The sequence below is a fragment of the Anaerobiospirillum sp. NML120448 genome (assembly GCF_023050945.1).
GTDB lineage: Bacteria > Pseudomonadota > Gammaproteobacteria > Enterobacterales > Succinivibrionaceae > Anaerobiospirillum.
In genome coordinates, this window is sequence record NZ_JALKIM010000081.1 from 1 (window position 1) to 17088 (window position 17088).

The 17088-nt window shown below is 38.2% G+C and carries 6 protein-coding genes and 1 pseudogene; 5 read left to right on the forward strand and 2 right to left on the reverse strand.

The window, feature by feature from the left end; genetic code table 11:
- Both MXE38_RS10540 and MXE38_RS10545 read left to right on the forward strand, forming a co-directional pair.
- Positions 1 to 316: pseudogene (locus tag MXE38_RS10540) on the forward strand (hypothetical protein); the annotation flags it as partial.
- A gap of 215 nt (positions 317 to 531) precedes the next feature.
- Entirely contained in the window at positions 532 to 3912 is a 3381-nt protein-coding gene (locus tag MXE38_RS10545) for a DUF2813 domain-containing protein (protein WP_246914550.1), read from the forward strand.
- 213 nt (positions 3913 to 4125) lie between these two features.
- Here the strand turns inward: MXE38_RS10545 and MXE38_RS10550 are convergent, their stop codons facing one another.
- On the reverse strand, positions 4126 to 4776 hold the full coding sequence (locus MXE38_RS10550; RefSeq protein ID WP_246914552.1) for a 7-cyano-7-deazaguanine/7-aminomethyl-7-deazaguanine transporter: 651 nt from the start codon (positions 4774 to 4776) through the stop codon (positions 4126 to 4128).
- Positions 4777 to 5462: 686 nt separating this feature from the next.
- On the opposite strand from MXE38_RS10550, the gene polA reads away from it, so the two are divergent.
- Together polA and MXE38_RS10560 are read left to right on the forward strand one after the other, a co-directional pair.
- Positions 5463 to 8345 carry a DNA polymerase I gene (gene polA / locus MXE38_RS10555; RefSeq protein ID WP_246914554.1) on the forward strand — a complete coding sequence of 961 codons (2883 nt, stop codon included), beginning with the start codon at positions 5463 to 5465 and terminating at the stop codon, positions 8343 to 8345.
- A gap of 73 nt (positions 8346 to 8418) precedes the next feature.
- On the forward strand, positions 8419 to 11082 hold the full coding sequence (locus tag MXE38_RS10560; RefSeq protein ID WP_246914556.1) for a hypothetical protein: 2664 nt from the start codon (positions 8419 to 8421) through the stop codon (positions 11080 to 11082).
- A 63-nt stretch (positions 11083 to 11145) separates the two neighbouring features.
- On the opposite strand, the gene rho is transcribed toward MXE38_RS10560, so the two are convergent.
- The gene (rho, locus tag MXE38_RS10565) at positions 11146 to 12405 is read right to left on the reverse strand and encodes a transcription termination factor Rho (protein WP_246914558.1); all 1260 of its coding nucleotides are present in this window, start codon (positions 12403 to 12405) and stop codon (positions 11146 to 11148) included.
- 918 nt (positions 12406 to 13323) lie between these two features.
- On the opposite strand from rho, the gene MXE38_RS10570 reads away from it, so the two are divergent.
- On the forward strand, positions 13324 to 16866 hold the full coding sequence (locus tag MXE38_RS10570; protein WP_246914560.1) for a mechanosensitive ion channel domain-containing protein: 3543 nt from the start codon (positions 13324 to 13326) through the stop codon (positions 16864 to 16866).
- The last annotated feature ends 222 nt before the right edge of the window (positions 16867 to 17088 follow it).

A 17088-nucleotide genomic window follows, 5' to 3' on the forward strand; every position in this document is an offset into this window, starting at 1 on the left:
GAATAAAGGCGGCTTGGATAAGCTAATTGCTTTAGTTGATCGCTGCTCACTACTATTTGCGCCAAGCACAGGTACAGCACATATTGCTGATAATATGGGCAAAGATGTTTGTGGCATCTACCCTTACTACGACTATAAGCGTTGGGTAGCTACTGGAATGAACCAGTTAAGCCAAAGACAAAAACACCCATCGATTACTCCTAACCACTTCACTTGTACCTTTTTGCCTAAAAACTGGAAGGACGACCCTCAAAAATATCTTGAGGATTACAAGCAGAACTGTCGTGCTAGCCTCCAACGCCTCATAAGCCTATAGAGACTAACAAGCCAAGCAGCTTAAAATAAGTACACCTTATTTTAAGCTGTTAGTTAGCGCCAACAGTAGCCATCAGCTAGTAATTTTAGCCATCACATTAAATGAACATGTACGTTTGCTGGCAAATGTATTTGATCATCATCAAGCTTATTAACAATAAGGTAGGCACGAATTAGCAAATCGTGATACTTTGGAAAAAAAGCAAGGAGACGGCTATGTATTTACAAAGTGCTGAGATCCAAAACTTCCATGGTATTAGAAATCTTGCTATAGATTTTGAAAAAGATACTACCGTTTTAATAGGTGAAAATGCGTGGGGTAAATCCTCTTTACTCTGCGCTCTTTCTATGGTGCTTGGTCAGGGGTGCGACTCTTTATGCACTTTTACCAAAGATGACCTTTATATCCCCATCAAACTTAGCAGTGAAGAAGAAAACGGCGGTGATGGCATAACAGCCACTCAGTTGCCTATTCATCACAGTACCTCAGAGCCAACCAATACAAGTACTGCCGCTGCTGCCGCTGGAGCTAGCGCAGACGCAATCCAAGGTGCAGGAGCAGGCACAGTAGCTGGCGCTAGCGCAGCTACAGCTAGCACTGCCACCAATGCTACTAATTATGACAGTAGCCAATTAGAGATACCTTACGCTCATGATATTGGGGCTTGCCGTGAGTATCTGCATAACAAAGGATTAGATGATATCGATCCTATTAAAGTTATTAACACCACATCTTACCAACGCAGATACTACAGCGTTCCTAACTCCAATGGTACGGGCAGAACCTTACACATTGTAGACTTTCCATGTGAACAACATCGTCCCCTAACCGATCGCTGGGGAAAACCTAGCAAAAATAGCTCTAAGAACAAGCAGTTTAACTGTCATACCCCTCATTCTCGTGCAAACAAGTCACATCACAAGCATCGTAAATCTAGCAATGCTTTGGATAGCTTTATTACTAGCAGTAAAAAAGCAAACCAACCCAATTATGAGCCACGTAACTATGAAACTATTAGTGACGGTTCAATCGATTCACAATCTTTTGCTACAAAGCATAAGACTGCGGTTAAAAAAGCAGTATTAGACGCTTTGGTTAAAGGGTTAGACGAAGAGGCAAAGTATGAGCAAGAACAGCCCCTTTTCTACAAGCCAAGTAGCGAAGAGCGCATTGCTCGTGCTCAAAGTGCATTAGAGAATCAAAATGAGCTTAATGTAGAGGGACGTACCTCAGCTCAAGAGGATATTAAGTTCTTTAGCTCTGACATCTACAAAGATGTGGCAGAAAAAATTGTTATTGACCTTATTTTTTGCGAAGGCAGCTATGGTCAGCTCAATAAAATTCCACGTTTTGAGAAGCTCAAACAAGTTAGTTACTTAGGTGAGGATGGACGCTATCGTATTCACTACCAAGTACAAGCCTATTTTGATCAGTCTCAAGAGAACGCACCTTTTATTACTAGCCATAAACTGCTTAATGAAAAGAATCAGCCTTTTGCAGATAGCGAACCTTTCATTAAAGAACTGATATTGCTTAATCCTCTGTTACGTTTACGTGATCGTCGTATGTATAATTTACCTAATAATACGCACTACGACCATCATAATGACTCTTACAAGGTTGATTATCATAACAAAGGAATTGAGAGCGAGGCTTTTCAGGCAATTTCTCACTTTTTTGCCAACATTACTACTGATGAAGACCTCAATTCAGCTCGCATGCAAGATGCTATTGAGGTATTAAACACTATTGCCTCAAAATACCTGACTAACTATCAGAGTAATTATGATGCTCAAGAGCTCCATGCTAACTTTTATAAGCCTCGTACTGCACGTGAAATTATTAGCCATCCTGTCTCGGTTGCATCACTGGGCACATTAAAAGCAGCTGTAGCAGATGAGAAGCCTTCTAGATCCAAGCTTTTACTCTCCTTATTGGCAGGCGCTTTGTTAATGTCTAAAGGCCAAAGGGAAATTGATGAGTTTTCACGACCAATTTTAATTTTGGAAGATATAGAAAGCCGCTTCCACCCTACTTTACTGTTAAGCTTGTGGTCAATTTTACAAGTATTACCTATTCAAAAAATTGTAACCACTAACTCATCTCAGCTGCTGTCGGCTATTTCTTTACATAACCTACGCCGCTTATGTAAGCAATACTACGATGTTCGTTGTTTCCGCATTAAAGATAAGGCCTTTAATGTTGATGATGAACGTAAAATTGCTTTCCACATTAGAATGAGCCGTCCTAGTGCTTTATTTGCTAGATGTTGGATTTTAGTTGAGGGTGAGACTGAGGTTTGGCTACTCAATGAGATTGCATCTGTTTTAGGAATCAACCTAGCTAGCTCAGGTATTAAGCTTGTAGAGTTTGCTCAATGTGGATTATATCCACTAATTAGATTAGCCCGTCAAATGGGTATTAATTACCACGTTTTAACTGACGGAGATGACGCTGGTCGCCATTATGCCCAAGCGGTAAGGGACTTTGTTGGTAGCCGCAATTTACCTGATTACTTATCAGTAATGCCTCATGTTGATATTGAGCACTATTTTTATACCTCAGGCTTTGCTGATGTTTATCAAAAAGCTGCCAATATTGAAACTAAGCAGCTCTCAAGCAAGCATGTACCTAACTATCTGACTAATGTCTTAATCAAAGATCTCGAGTCAGATCCTGATACTGTAGATAAGCTCAAACAGCATTTGTCTCTTAATACCAGTGCTTTAGCCTCTAATGAGGCTCCAAGCTTACCTACAGATGAGGCTAATGCCTCTGCTAATCAACATTATGACAGCAAATTAGCTGCCGCCTCAGAGCAGATTAACTTTGATGACTTTACCTTAAAAAACCACAATCTTGATAGTGTTATTAAGAGTGTCTTAAGCTTCAATCCCAATAACCTGAGCGAAAAGCTGCCTAATATCTTGGCCCGTGGTAAATTCAAAGGTAAGAGTAACAAGGCTAAACAGTTCTCTATTAAAGAGCTGAGCAAGGCCGATGCTTCTAAACTTAACCAGTATCTTAATGAACTAGTTAAATCTATGCCTCAAGCTAAAAATGGCATTTCTAAGAAGCAAAGCATGATGCTCAACACTATTAAAGAACTGCATACTTTGCTAATACATCAAGTAAACCGTAATGAGCAACGCTTAAAACAGCTCAAGCAAAATGCTATTGCCAATCTCCATCAACAAATTGCTACTGAGCATGAGGGTGAGGGTGAGGGTGAGGGTGAGCCAATCTGCGCTATGAGCTTAGATGAGCAAAACAAATCTTTACAACAGCTTAAAGCTTTAGCAGCTCAAGCTATTGTTACAGAACGTGATTTTGCCAAGGCTAAAAACTTTGAGCGCTCTACAGGTAAAACCACGAATGCTATCTACGGAGCCCTTGATGACAAGGAACTCTCCAAAATTGGTTTATCTACTAATAAGGTGATCTCTTTTGCTATCCATAAGAAGACTAAACCAGGACTGGCTATCTTAATAGGAGAGGCCATGCAGCAGCGAGGCCCTGATAGTGTTCCTTTACTGTTTAGAACCATGTTTAGAAAGCTCAAGCGTATCACTCAAAACGATAGTGGCCTTTATTAGCACAGTCCCTCATAGCTTACCTAACCTTACCTGACCTGACTTAGTCAGGTCAGGTAAGCTATAGCCAGAGCTGAGCTTTGCAAAGCGCAGCTTTGCTTGGCTTAGCGCAGCGGCACAGATCAGCTGCGCAGCGCCGCTGCGCTGAGTAAAAAAAATCCCTCGCCACAGCAGTGGAGAGGGATATTTTTGTTGGTATCTTGCAAGAGATTATTGCTAATTTAAGATACCAGCCTCATTTAAAGGGCGATGGAAAACGTATTTGGATAAAAATGCCAAGAACATACCGTAAATTGGGACAAAGATAGCTAAGCAAACAATAAGCTTAACAGCATAATCAACCCAAGCTAAATGTACCCAGTTTTCTGCCATGTAAGGATCAACACACTGATAAAAAGCAATGGAGAAGAAGGCAAAGGTATCTAATAAATTACCAAAAATTGATGATGCAGCTGGGGCTGGCCACCAAGCCTTAAGCTTACGTAAGCGCTGGAATACTAAAATATCCATGAGCTGACCGAAGATGTAAGCACCAAAGGAAGCAGCTGCAATACGGAATACAAAAATGGAAAAAGTAGCTAAAGCACCAATACCTTGGTAATCACCAAAGGCAAAGATAGTACCGACAATATAAGAAGCTACTAAAGCTGGGAACATAGCAAAGAAGATTACTCTACGGGCACGCTCGGCTCCATATAAGCGCACAGTTAAATCAGTAGTTACAAAAACAAATGGGAAAGTAAAAGTACCTACTGTGGTTTCAATTCCTAATACTGTAATAGGAATTTGTACAGCATAGTTACTTAGTACAATAATGAAGATATGTAATAAAAAAAGGCGGCGTAATGGAAAATCTTGCTGCTGCATAGCTTATAGCTCTTCAATTATTAAAAGTTTTAAACAACTTTGATCAGGAAATACTTAGCGTAAACTAAATACAAACAGATAGGACAATTAGGGAAGAAAGATGCAATAGGAGCTAAGTTATAAAACAAGAAAATAAGGGTCAAACTAAGCACCAGCTTTATTAATAATAAATAGCGCCCGCACTTGAAGACTAATAGTCCAAGTGATAACGCACTATCTTACTAATTAAAGCTTGCCTCTTACCTAAATTAATTAAGTCAACCATCATGTAATATGCTGATCAAACTCCTGCTTAATTAGCTCAATTACTAAATAAGCATTAGGTTGAGGCCAGTACTCTTGTCTGCCACCCAAGATGCTGCTCAAAGCAGCTGTACCAGCATTTAACTAATTAATAGCTAAATATGTGCGTGCAATTGTACACTACAATTTGCCTAATGTATCGCATTGCTCCATTTTTTTCCTTAACCTTAACCTTTGCATAGGCTTAACGGTCTAAAACCGTAGTTAAGATTATGGTGCTGTAGCTTATTAGTATTTGATAATATCAATTAAGTTAGCTACTTTTGCAGTCTTTTTTAGCGGGAAAATAAGATCAACTTTTATAATTAAGCCCATAGCTTAATGCAAAATCTTGTATTATTACTATCTTTTAGAGTGTACATTCTTTTGTGTAGGTATTTGTTATGAGTAAGTCAAATCAGTTAATACTTATTGATGGTTCATCTTTCTTATATAGAGCTTATTTTGCGGTAAGGCAAAATTTCTCTACTAAAGATGGAGTGCCTACTGGTGCTACCTATGTACTTACTCGCATGTTTCGTTCCTTGCTAGACCTTTATAAGGGCAACAAATTTATTGCTGTTTTTGATGCTAAAGGTCCAAGCTTTAGAAATGAAATGTATGACCAATACAAGGCTACCCGCCCTCCTATGCCTGATGATTTGCGTCCACAAATTGAATTTGCCCACTCCATGGTCAGAGCTTTAGGTATTCCACTAGTGTCAGTCTCTGGTGTTGAGGCTGATGACGTTTTAGGTTCCTATGCTAAAGATGCTGAGAAAAAAGGCATTGATACTGTAATTTGTACTGGTGACAAGGACTTAGCTCAATTAGTTAATGAGCATATTACCTTACTAGACACCATGAAGAATGTGCACTACGACGTGGATACAGTTAAAGAAAAATTTGGCGTGGCTCCTGAGTATATTATTGATTTTCTAGCTCTTAAGGGTGACTCTTCTGACAATATCCCAGGCATGAAAGGTGTAGGCGATAAAACAGCTATCAGCATTATTAATAGCCTAGGTGGTATCTTATCTATTAAAGAGCATCTTGATGAGGTAGCTAACCTATCATTTAGAGGCGCAGGCACTTTTAAAGATAAGTTCTTAGAGCAATGGCCTTCTATTGAGCTAAGCTATCGCTTAGCAACCATTAAATGCGATGTTGAGCTTCCTTTAGATATTAACGAAATCACCCCTCCACAAGAGGATCATGACAGCTTAATAGCCTTATTTGAGCGCTTAGAGTTCCATAAATTTGCAGCAGAGCAAAGAGCTAAAAAATCCAGTAGCCAAAGCCTGGAGGTAGAACCTGTCGCTAAAAATGGTCAGCAAGATCTCTTTAACAATGCTGCTACTCAAGATACTAGCAATGACTCAAGTAACCAAGAGCAAGAAGTAGCAACACCTATCCAAGGCAGCTTATTTGGCACTAGCGATTACGAGGCTCATCAGCAAGTTGATAACTACCGTCAATACTTTAAAACAGTATTGAACAGCCAAGATCTAAATGAGCTTATTAATGATATTAATCAAACTAAGCTTTTTAGCTTCCATATTGCAGCCTCCGAAGGTCACCCAACTGATGCCACTATTATAGGTATTAGTATTTGCACCTCTGATAAGAGTGCTTACTACATACCTTTTAATCATAACTACATTACTGCTCCTGAGCAGTTATCCTATGAAGACACTGTTGCTCTATTAAAGCCTATTTTTGCTGATGAAAGCATTAAAAAGATAGCCTATGACCTTAAGCTCATGCGTCTTTATTTGCATTTTGCCAATCTTCCAATCAATGGTTATCTTGCAGATCCTATGATTGTGGCTCACATCTTGGACTCATCACGTAAAGTTGATTTAGCTTTCCTCTCAGAGAGCTTTACTAAGTACACTTCAATGAGCTTAGATAGCATTAAGGAAAACAAAAAAGATCCTATTTGCACTATTGCTGTTGAGAAATATAGTGATTATGAGTGTGAGCAAGCCTTAATGGCTTATCGTGTTTACCATGCCTGTATGAAAGACCTCTCAGCTATGGAACATGGTGAAGAGCTCGTTGCTTTTGACATGAAGGTTTTAGATGTTCTCTTTAATATGGAGAAAACTGGCACCTATATTGATGGCAATGAATTAAATGAACAAGCTCGCACTTTAAAATCATCCTTAAATTTGATTGAGCAGGACATTTATGATTTAGCCAACACTCAATTTAATATTAATTCTCCTCGCCAATTAGGCAAGGTATTGTTTGATGATCTCAATATTCCTTATCCACGTAAGAGCAATAAAAAGGATCAAAATGGCAATAAGAAATACTCTACTGCTGACGATATTCTAAGTGATATTGGCGACGACTTTGACATTGTACGTAAGGTGCAGCGTTACCGCATGCTCTCAAAGTTAGTTTCAACCTATACTGATAAGCTCCCTCAGCTAATTTCTCCTAAAACAGGACGTATTCACACCTGCTTTAATTTAGCTGGTACCGTAACAGGCCGCTTATCAAGCTCTGATCCTAATTTGCAGAATATTCCATCTCGTACCAAGGAAGGTAGACAAATTCGCAGTGCTTTTGTGGCTCCTAAGGGTTATAAGATTGTATCTGCTGACTACTCTCAAATTGAGTTACGTTTAATCGCTCATTTTGCCAATGATCCTAATTTAATTGCTGCCTTCAATAATCATCAAGACATTCACCGTGTAACAGCTGCTGAGGTCTTAGATAAGAGCATTAATGACGTTACTGATGAAGAGCGTTCTCATGCCAAAGCTACTAACTTTGGTCTTATGTATGGCATGTCAGCACATGGTTTAGCTAAGCAAACAGGCATGTCCAATGCTGATGCTAAGGCCTATATTGAAAAGTACTTTAGTAAGTATCCAACCATTAAAACTTTAATGGATAATATCATTAAAGATACTAAGGCTCATGGCTATACCACTACCATTAAAGGCTTCCATATTGTCATTAATGGTATTACCTCTACTGGTGCTATTATGAGAGGCGCAGAAAGAGCTGCGATTAACGCACCTATGCAAGGAAGTGCTGCTGACATCATCAAGATGGCAATGATTGAAGTTGATGAATACATAAAAACCTTGCCTCAAGATGCAGTGCATATGACTATGCAAGTACATGATGAGTTGGTTTTTGAGGTTAGAGAAGATATCGTAGATACCTTCTGCAGCAAGATTCAACAAATTATGGAAAATGTAACCCACTTATTAGTGCCTCTTGAGGTGGGCATTGGAGTGGGTTCATCTTGGGCAGATGCTCACTAAAATTTAGATACTAATCTTTCAACAAAGAGAGCCTTTTAGGCTCTCTTTGTTTATCGTAATTAGGGATATTATTATGGCTATTTCCAATACTAATAAACCACAGTTACCCAATCTAAGCGTTGCTATTGTTAATGGCAAATATAGCTATCTGTGGCCTTATACTACCAAAATTGTTAATGGCCGTATGGTGCGCACTAAAGGTAAAAAATCGGTTGGTTCCATTCAAGGTGGAGGACAGACAGGCCTAGTTATTTGGAAAGAAGAGTTTTTAGCCCAATATCCTGAACTAAAAGCCTTTGATGTCTATCGTGTTGAGCTCAAAAAAGGCGATCAAATTACTCCTGGTGAGTACGAATTTGTTTTTGTTGATAAAGCCAAAAACTCAGGTTTAAACCGCAGAAAAGATATCTTTCAAGCTGGAGCTACTTGGGTATTAGATCAACTGCTTGCTAATACTCCTTTACTTAGAGCTTTGAATAATACTTTTTACAAAGACCAATCAGCTAGCAAGATTATTTCTTTAGCTTACTTTGTGCTGTTATCTCGCTCTTTGGATTTTAATAACTATATTAATGGGGTAGGCTCGATCAGACTACCATTCCCTAAAGCTTTAACCGAAAGAGATATCAACTTATTTTTAAAAGAAATCTCTGATGTTCAAATTGCTAAGTTCTTTGATGAGCTCCAATATCGCTATGGTGAGCGTAGCTCATTGAACCAACAATTTTATGTCATAGAGCACTCTTACCCTAACAACCTGATTAATAATCTGGTTCAGGGCCATAAAGCTCTATCTTGCTCTAACAATAATTTACATAACGCTATTAAAAAAGAGACCCAACAAGCCCGTTGGCGCACTGCTAAAGTACAAAATGCTCTATCTACTATGGCTCATAGTCTTGATGACAGGGCTTTTAGCTTAGTAAGTAGCTCCAATGCTATGCCTTTATTCTCAGGCACCTATAATAGCCGCCATTTTTCTTTAGATGAGATTTTGCTCTTTTGCCAACATCGTGTGTTAGTTCCTATTAACAAAAGAGACTTTAACACCAGTAAAGACCATCTGAGCCAAGAGTATCTTGAAGCTAGCACAGGTGGCTTTAATGATATTAAAGCTAGCGATACGCCCGATCTCATGAGCTACATTGGCTCCTATAGTGATAATGGCCAGATTTTTTCCTTATCTCAATTTGAGCTTGATTATGACCATCAAGAAAACTTGAGCTCTTTTGAGCTTAACCCTCTTAAGAGCAGCGCCCCAGCAGGCAGTGCGCCTGCTGGCAGTGCGCCAGCTAACAGCACTCATGCAAGCGCAGAGCCTAGCGCCGCCAGTGCAGGCGCAAGCGCCAGCACTGGCATTAGTGCTGGTGCTGGCGCTAGTGCTGGTGCAGGCGCTGGTGCTGACAAGAGCCTTAAGAGTGATGATGAGGGCGGCAAGAGTGTGCTGTTAGCTAGCCAGGCACTGCGCAGCCCTTTAAGTAAAAAGCTTGGGAGCAAAGTACTTACTAGCGCTAGCAGTAATGCAGGTAATAGCACTGGTTTTAGCTCCAACTTGGCCTTTAGTGCTCCTGCGATGAGTAATCCTGAGCCTACTGTATCCCAAGCTGTAGCTAAGCCAGAAAATGTCGATACCGCAAATCAAGCTTATAGCGTGACTTTAATTAGTGATAGTCATAATAAATTGTTATCTCAACTATGCTCTTTATGTCAAAACAAGCAGAGCTTTATGTTGCGAATTACTGATAACAACTATGTGATAAATCATTGGGCTGATCACTTTATAGATCTATTAATAACTAACGCTAATTACTCAGTGGCTAATCAAGAATTTTCTCTTAACACTGACCTTACTTTGTCTTTTACTGACCCAAGCTTAACTCAAGTAATTAAAGGCAAATTGGGCAAACTAGTTAGCATTAATAAAAAAGTACGTCAAAATCTAGCGTTAAATATCAAGTTAGATTTAGGTTCTTTATTTAATCAACTTCAAGAGCAAGAAAACAGTTTGCTTAACCGTGAAGAAGGCGATGGCGATACTCTTGGCTTTTGGGATATTAACCGCTGTTTAAAATTAACTACTTTAGATAAGCAAAAGCAGATTGATGACAAGCTTGAGCAAATGTTATCTGAGATTAAAGATGAGATGTCTTATGATAACAACTTCTCTAAAGCAACTTTATTAAAGTTAAAACGCCTTTGTAAGTATTTACTAAAGCTTAATCACCAAGCTTTACCTATAGTGCTTAGCAATAATAAGGTAAGCATGGATCAAGCTTGTTACGCCCACCAACTCTTGAGTGCTAAAGAACAATTTTATGACTTTATGAGCTGGGATATTTTCAAAGTAGAAAGACTAATGTTTGATCCTTTTACTTATCTGATGCGTCCTGAGATCTCGCAACTATTAAGAGCTAAACTCTTTATTTTATTTATCTCTAGCTCTTTATATAGCATGATCCAATGTGCCACTTTTAATAAGGATCAAAGCTATGGCACCAATGAGGTTCGTAAGAGTTTAGGCTTTGATAATCCCGATCAGTATTTAAAGCTAGTTAATAGCATTAGCGCAGAGCGTAAAAGCGAAGGTCTGATCTATTGCGATCTTAATATGGAGCAGCAATCACTCTTAGAGTATTTAGATATTAATGCTCCTGCAAAAGAAAGCTTTGATAATGTCAATTCTGATAGCCAAGTTGCTATGCGCAACTATGAAACCCACAACGACTGGTTTTCATAAAAAATAAAAGGGCAACTTAACTTAATAAGTTGCCCTTTTATTATTATTGGCTAACCAATAACATTATTGACGCTTCATAGCACCAAAGAATTCTTCATTGGTCTTAGTCATAGAGAGCTTATCTAATAAGAACTCCATAGCCTCAATTTCACCCATTGGATGTAAGAACTTACGTAAAATCCACATCTTTTGGAGCTCATCGGCTGAGGTTAATAATTCCTCACGACGAGTACCAGAGCGAGTAACATCAATAGCAGGGTAAACACGCTTATCTGCAATCTTACGAGATAAGTGTAATTCCATATTACCTGTACCCTTGAACTCTTCGTAAATAACTTCGTCCATCTTAGAGCCAGTGTCGATTAAGGCAGTACCAATAATGGTTAAAGAGCCACCCTCTTCTACATTACGAGCAGCACCAAATAATCTCTTTGGTCTTTGTAGAGCATTAGCATCAACACCACCAGTTAAAACCTTACCAGAGGCAGGTACTACGGTGTTATAAGCACGAGCTAAACGAGTAATAGAGTCCATGAAAATAACTACATCGCGCTTGTGCTCAACTAAACGCTTAGCCTTTTCAATAACCATTTCAGCCACTTGAACGTGACGAGCTGCAGGCTCATCAAAGGTAGAAGCTACCACTTCACCATTAACCATACGGCGCATTTCAGTAACTTCTTCAGGACGCTCATCGATAAGAAGCACAATTAATACACACTCAGGGTTATTGACGCTAATAGAGTGAGCTACATTTTGTAATAAAACGGTCTTACCAGCCTTTGGAGGAGCTACGATTAAAGCACGTTGGCCCTTACCAATAGGAGCGGTTAAGTCAATAACACGAGCAGTAATATCTTCTTTGGAGCCATTACCTAACTCAAGGCGCATACGTTCTTCTGGGAAGATTGGAGTTAAGTTTTCAAAAAGGATCTTATTGCGAGCTTTTTCTGGCTGCTCAAAATTAACAGCATCTACCTTTAATAAAGCAAAGTAGCGCTCACCCTCTTTTGGAGGACGAATTTTGCCAGAAATAGAGTCACCTGTACGTAAGTTAAAACGACGTACTTGAGATGGGGAAACATAAATATCGTCAGGACCAGCTAAATAGGAGCTGTCAGCACTACGTAAGAAACCAAAGCCATCAGGCAAGATTTCAATTACACCCTCACCAAAAATGTCTTCACCCGTGCGTGCACAGAGCTTAAGTAGGTTGAAGATAATTTCTTTTTTCCCTAAGCGAGCGGTATTTTCAATACCAGCTTGCTCACACATATCAACCAATTGTGCAACGGGGGTGTTTTTTAATTCATTAAGATTCATATTTTTTTCTACGCACGGCAGGAATAGATAGAGACAAATATAAAGTACATTTAATACTTATCTTTAACTAACACAGGCATTTTAAAACGTAAGTCCCTAATGCTTACAAAATAAAGAGCCCTCTTATGAAAATTACTTATTAGCAATTCATAAGCTAAGGAAACTGCTCTTTTTCTTTACCAATCTTTCTAGTAATTAATTAAAAACAAAAAAGATTAGGAAAGCTTTGCTCTAGGAGTCCAGAAAAAGAATAGAAACAGTTGTCAAAAAAAATAAAGGTAGGATTAGTGTGATCTGTTCTTGCGGTCTTACTAACCACTTTAATCTCTCTCATTAATAGACCCAAAGATCTTTTAAAACTAAAAGAGACTAATTAACCTTACAACAAGCACAACCTACACAAGCTTATCGTTAATATTTTGATTATTAGAAAGGTTGAGGAGGGGTACTTGAAAGATTTGGTCTTATTCACAGTTATCCTAAGTATTTAATTTTAGAATTACTATGGATAAAGAGCATAACATCATGCTTTTAGGGAATTGGCAATAATGTGTATTATTGCTATGCGCACATAATATCACATTTTTTTAAAACTGGCTAAAAATCGCCATTTATACTAAAAAAAGTTTTTACCCCCTGTTGGAGCATTACTTAGCTAAGCTTTTACTTACCATTCTTTGCCTGTCTTAGCAGCGAAAATTTAAGATAAAAGCAAAAATATTTCAAAATTAACATACTCAAGCTTAATGATAAGATAGACTAAACAATTCTTATATTAGGCACCAAATAGAGTTCACTCTCTATTATCCATGCTTTTTAATTTAATGAGTTAGTATTGTTTTCGAGCCTAACCACAAGGACTTTATTATGCGTTCTATTTGTGTCTTTAGTCATAGCATAATAATAAAGCTTACTTTAATGCTGATAATCGCATTGGGCTTAAGCTCTATTAGCTATGCTTATGCCCAAACAACAGAAACTACAGCAAGCACAGCAAACACTGATAGCACTCAACAAGCTAATATAGCAGATAACAGTAAGAGCCATGACTCTGCTGACGTGGCTATTGGCAATGCTTTGGGCGTGTTATTAAAGCCAGATATCAGCTCAAGCGATATTGTCGCTGACCCTCTTAATGGTCAATCCCATAATAAAAAGAACCAGCATCAAGCAGAAGATGCTCATAAGCCTTTTATTCCTACTCATGAATATATATCTGAAAGACTAGCTAATCTTGATAAAGATCCTTCTTTAAATGCTATTGAAAAAGAGCAAACTTTAGCTTTTCTCAAACGCATGCAAAACCGCATTAATCTCTATGACTCCTTAGCCAAAGAGGAGGAGATGATTAACTCTGAGCTTATTCAAAGCAACGCTATGATTGGCAACTTGGAACAGGCTTTGAGTGAGGCTAATAATGTTTATAGCCAAGATCCTCCAGACATCAAAATTGAGGATATTGATGAGATCAATGCTTTAATCAACCAATTGAGTGTCCAGCAGACCAAGGTACAAGCTCAGCTCAATGATGCTACCTCTGCTTATAACTCATTGCAGACTCTCCCATCAAGAGCTCAAAATCAGATCACAGCTAACAATACTGAATTATTTGAAATTACCAAAAGGATTAATGACCCAACTATCCGTCTGCTCCCAGACGAGGTCAAGCTCTTACCTTTTGAAAGCTATGTTTTAAACAAACAAAATAACTTACTACAAACAGAGCTTAAGTCACTTAATATTTTCCAAGACATTGCTAACTACAAAATACGCATTAATTCTTTACATAGAGACTATATTAATAAGTATTTAGCTAAAGCTCGTAATAAGCAAAATACCTTAATGAGCTCTGGTGTCATTAGCAATAGCAATGATCAAAAGCAAAATACTACCCCTATTCCAGCAAAACTGGCCACTGAGGTTAAGTCCAATACTGAACTTACCGCCAATATTGACAAAATTTTAGTGGATAACGCTAAGCTTAAAAGAGACCTACAATCTGTTACAGAGGCTTTAAATACAGCTCATCAAATTGAAAAGAACATCCAAGAGCAGTTATCTGATCTCTCAGGTAGCGTAATTTTGTCACGCCTATTAAATAGACAACAAAGTGAACTACCAAAGCTCTCCATATCTTTTAAATTGGACGAATTAATTCCTAACTTAAATTTATGGATGTACGAATTACGTCGCTATCGTGAGCAAATCTTTGATGTACAAAGCTATGTAGATCAAATTATTCGCAACGATAAGGGTTATGAGCCTTATCGTGAGCAATTAATTCAACTCATAAGACATCGTCGCTCCTTATACGATGAGCTTTATAATGCCATGTCTGATGGTGTAACTTTAGCTATTGAGTTAAGAGCTAAATACAATGAATTTAACTCTACTACCTCTCGCTTAAAGACAGTAATTAATGACCACCTCTTCTGGCTTACCTCTAATCAGGGAATAAGTGTTGAGTTCTTTGTTAACCTCTACCCTACTTTAATTTTGCAATTGCGAGATTTAAATCGCTATCTATCAAGCGAAACTGTCATTGAAGAGACCCTGACCAACTACTTAAAATTACTTATTCCTTTGATTATATTGGGCTTTATATTCCAAAAAGCCCATCCTTACTTTAGAAGATTAACCAATGAGTTAGCTTTACGTTTAGATAAAGATAGTGATGGCTACTCCATTACGCCTAAAGCTCTCTTTTGTCATTGCTTCTTAATCCTACCTAAGATGACAGTAATCACTTTGATAGGTGCACTATTCATTTTCTTGATTTTGGATAGGTTTGAAGATCAAAAACATGTAACTTTATTGTTAGCTCTCCACTTGATGTGTTTCTTATATATGCGTCAAATTATGGAGCCTAACTCTTTAATGCAAAGACACTTCTCTATGGCTCCTAGCATTATTAAACAAAACCGTATGCTAGTTGACCAAATTTGGTATGTAAGTATCCCTATGCTTACTATTGCCAATATGCGAGAGGTTGAGCCTAATAAGATTTCTGGAGATGTGATTGGCTACATTCTCATGCTGCTAGGATTCTTATATTTAACCTTCTTTGCTATTGTTACTGTTAAGCGTATGCTGACTCAGTACACACCAACCATGACTTTCTGGGCTTTATCCATTGTAGGCATCCTAACCCCATTAACTATTGTCATCATGTTAGGCTTAGGTTACTACTACACTGTGATTCAGCTTTTAAATCGTGTAGCCATTACGCTTTACATAGGATTTGCTTATTTAATTATTTCTAATACCTTACGTCGTGAGCTTTATGTAGCTGAAATTAAAATCTTAAAAAAGATCAGACAAAAGGTGATTTTAAATCAAGACAATGATCAGCAAGCACATAGCAACACTAACGCTAATTCTTTTGGCGCTCGTTTTGAGTCCTTTAGATTAGAGTTGGTAAACAACCGTGCCTTTAAGCTATTTAATGCCATCTTATTAACTATTAGTGTGTACTTTATGTACTTACAATGGAATGATTTAGCTGGTGTATTAACTTACTTAGATAAGATCTATCTGTGGCAAAACGTTAATGTGGTTGATGGTAAAACTATTACCAGCTCACTATCTTTTGGTGACATCTTACTAGCTATTGTGATTGTGATTGTAGCAGTAGTCTTGAACCACAATTTACCAATGTTAATTGAGCGTCTCTTTATGCTGCGCTCAGGAGTAGCTGCTAAGAGCACCAGTTATACCATTAAGCTAATTACCTCTTATGTGATCACTGGTCTTGGTATTATTTTTGCCGCTGGTGCCTTGGGAATTAGCTGGGATAACTTACAGTGGTTAGTTGCTGCTTTATCTGTGGGTCTAGGTTTTGGTCTCCAGGAAATCTTTGCTAACTTCGTATCTGGTCTGATCATCTTATTTGAACGTCAGATACGTGTAGGCGACATTGTGACCATTTCTAACCTCTCAGGTACAGTAAATAAGATACGTATTCGTGCTACTACCATTGTGTCTTTTGATAACAAAGAGGTGGTGATTCCAAATCGCCAATTTATTACCACAGCTTTAACCAATTGGTCATTGTCTAACACTGTGACTAAGATTGAGTTTGCTATTGGTATTGCCTATGATGCCGATCCTAATAAGGCTAAGGACATCTTAAGAGGCATTATTCGTCGCTGCCGTGATCTTAATAGAGAAAAGAAACCATTGGTATTTATTAAGAGTTTAGATGCTAGTGCAGTGACTATTATGTGCGAGGTTTTTGTAAACGAAATTGGTAAGCGCAAGGCCGTTTATGATTACCTCAGCACCGAAACCTTACGTCTCTTTAAGGATCACAATATTGAGATCCCATTTGATCAATTAGATGTAACTATTCGCAATCTTGATAATGACAATACTGTTAGCTATAGCCAAAAAGATATGATTAAGGCTGCTGCTATGGGAGCTGCTCGCAAAAAAGCTGCGCTTCCTATAGTTGAAGAATAGTTTTACTTAATTAATTACTTACAAGGCCGCTTTTAGCGGCCTTTTCTTTATCTTGGCTCTAGCTTGTCGTTAAAAAATCATAAAAAAATGCCGTTTCCCTATGTCTTAAAATAGTTTTCAAAATTAGTTCCCAAAAATTTATTATACTCTAGGGCGGTTCCTATGGAGATTTTAAAATGGCATACCCCCTTGATTTGAAGCTAACTGTTGTAAGACACGTTC

Bases quoted from the DNA above. Each gene is read 5' to 3' on its own strand.
- MXE38_RS10545 (WP_246914550.1), top strand. From the start codon at position 532: ATGTATTTACAAAGTGCTGAGATCCAAAACTTCCATGGTATTAGAAAT.
- MXE38_RS10550 (WP_246914552.1), bottom strand. From the start codon at position 4,776: ATGCAGCAGCAAGATTTTCCATTACGCCGCCTTTTTTTATTACATATC.
- polA (WP_246914554.1), top strand. From the start codon at position 5,463: ATGAGTAAGTCAAATCAGTTAATACTTATTGATGGTTCATCTTTCTTA.
- MXE38_RS10560 (WP_246914556.1), top strand. From the start codon at position 8,419: ATGGCTATTTCCAATACTAATAAACCACAGTTACCCAATCTAAGCGTT.
- rho (WP_246914558.1), bottom strand. From the start codon at position 12,405: ATGAATCTTAATGAATTAAAAAACACCCCCGTTGCACAATTGGTTGAT.
- MXE38_RS10570 (WP_246914560.1), top strand. From the start codon at position 13,324: ATGCTGATAATCGCATTGGGCTTAAGCTCTATTAGCTATGCTTATGCC.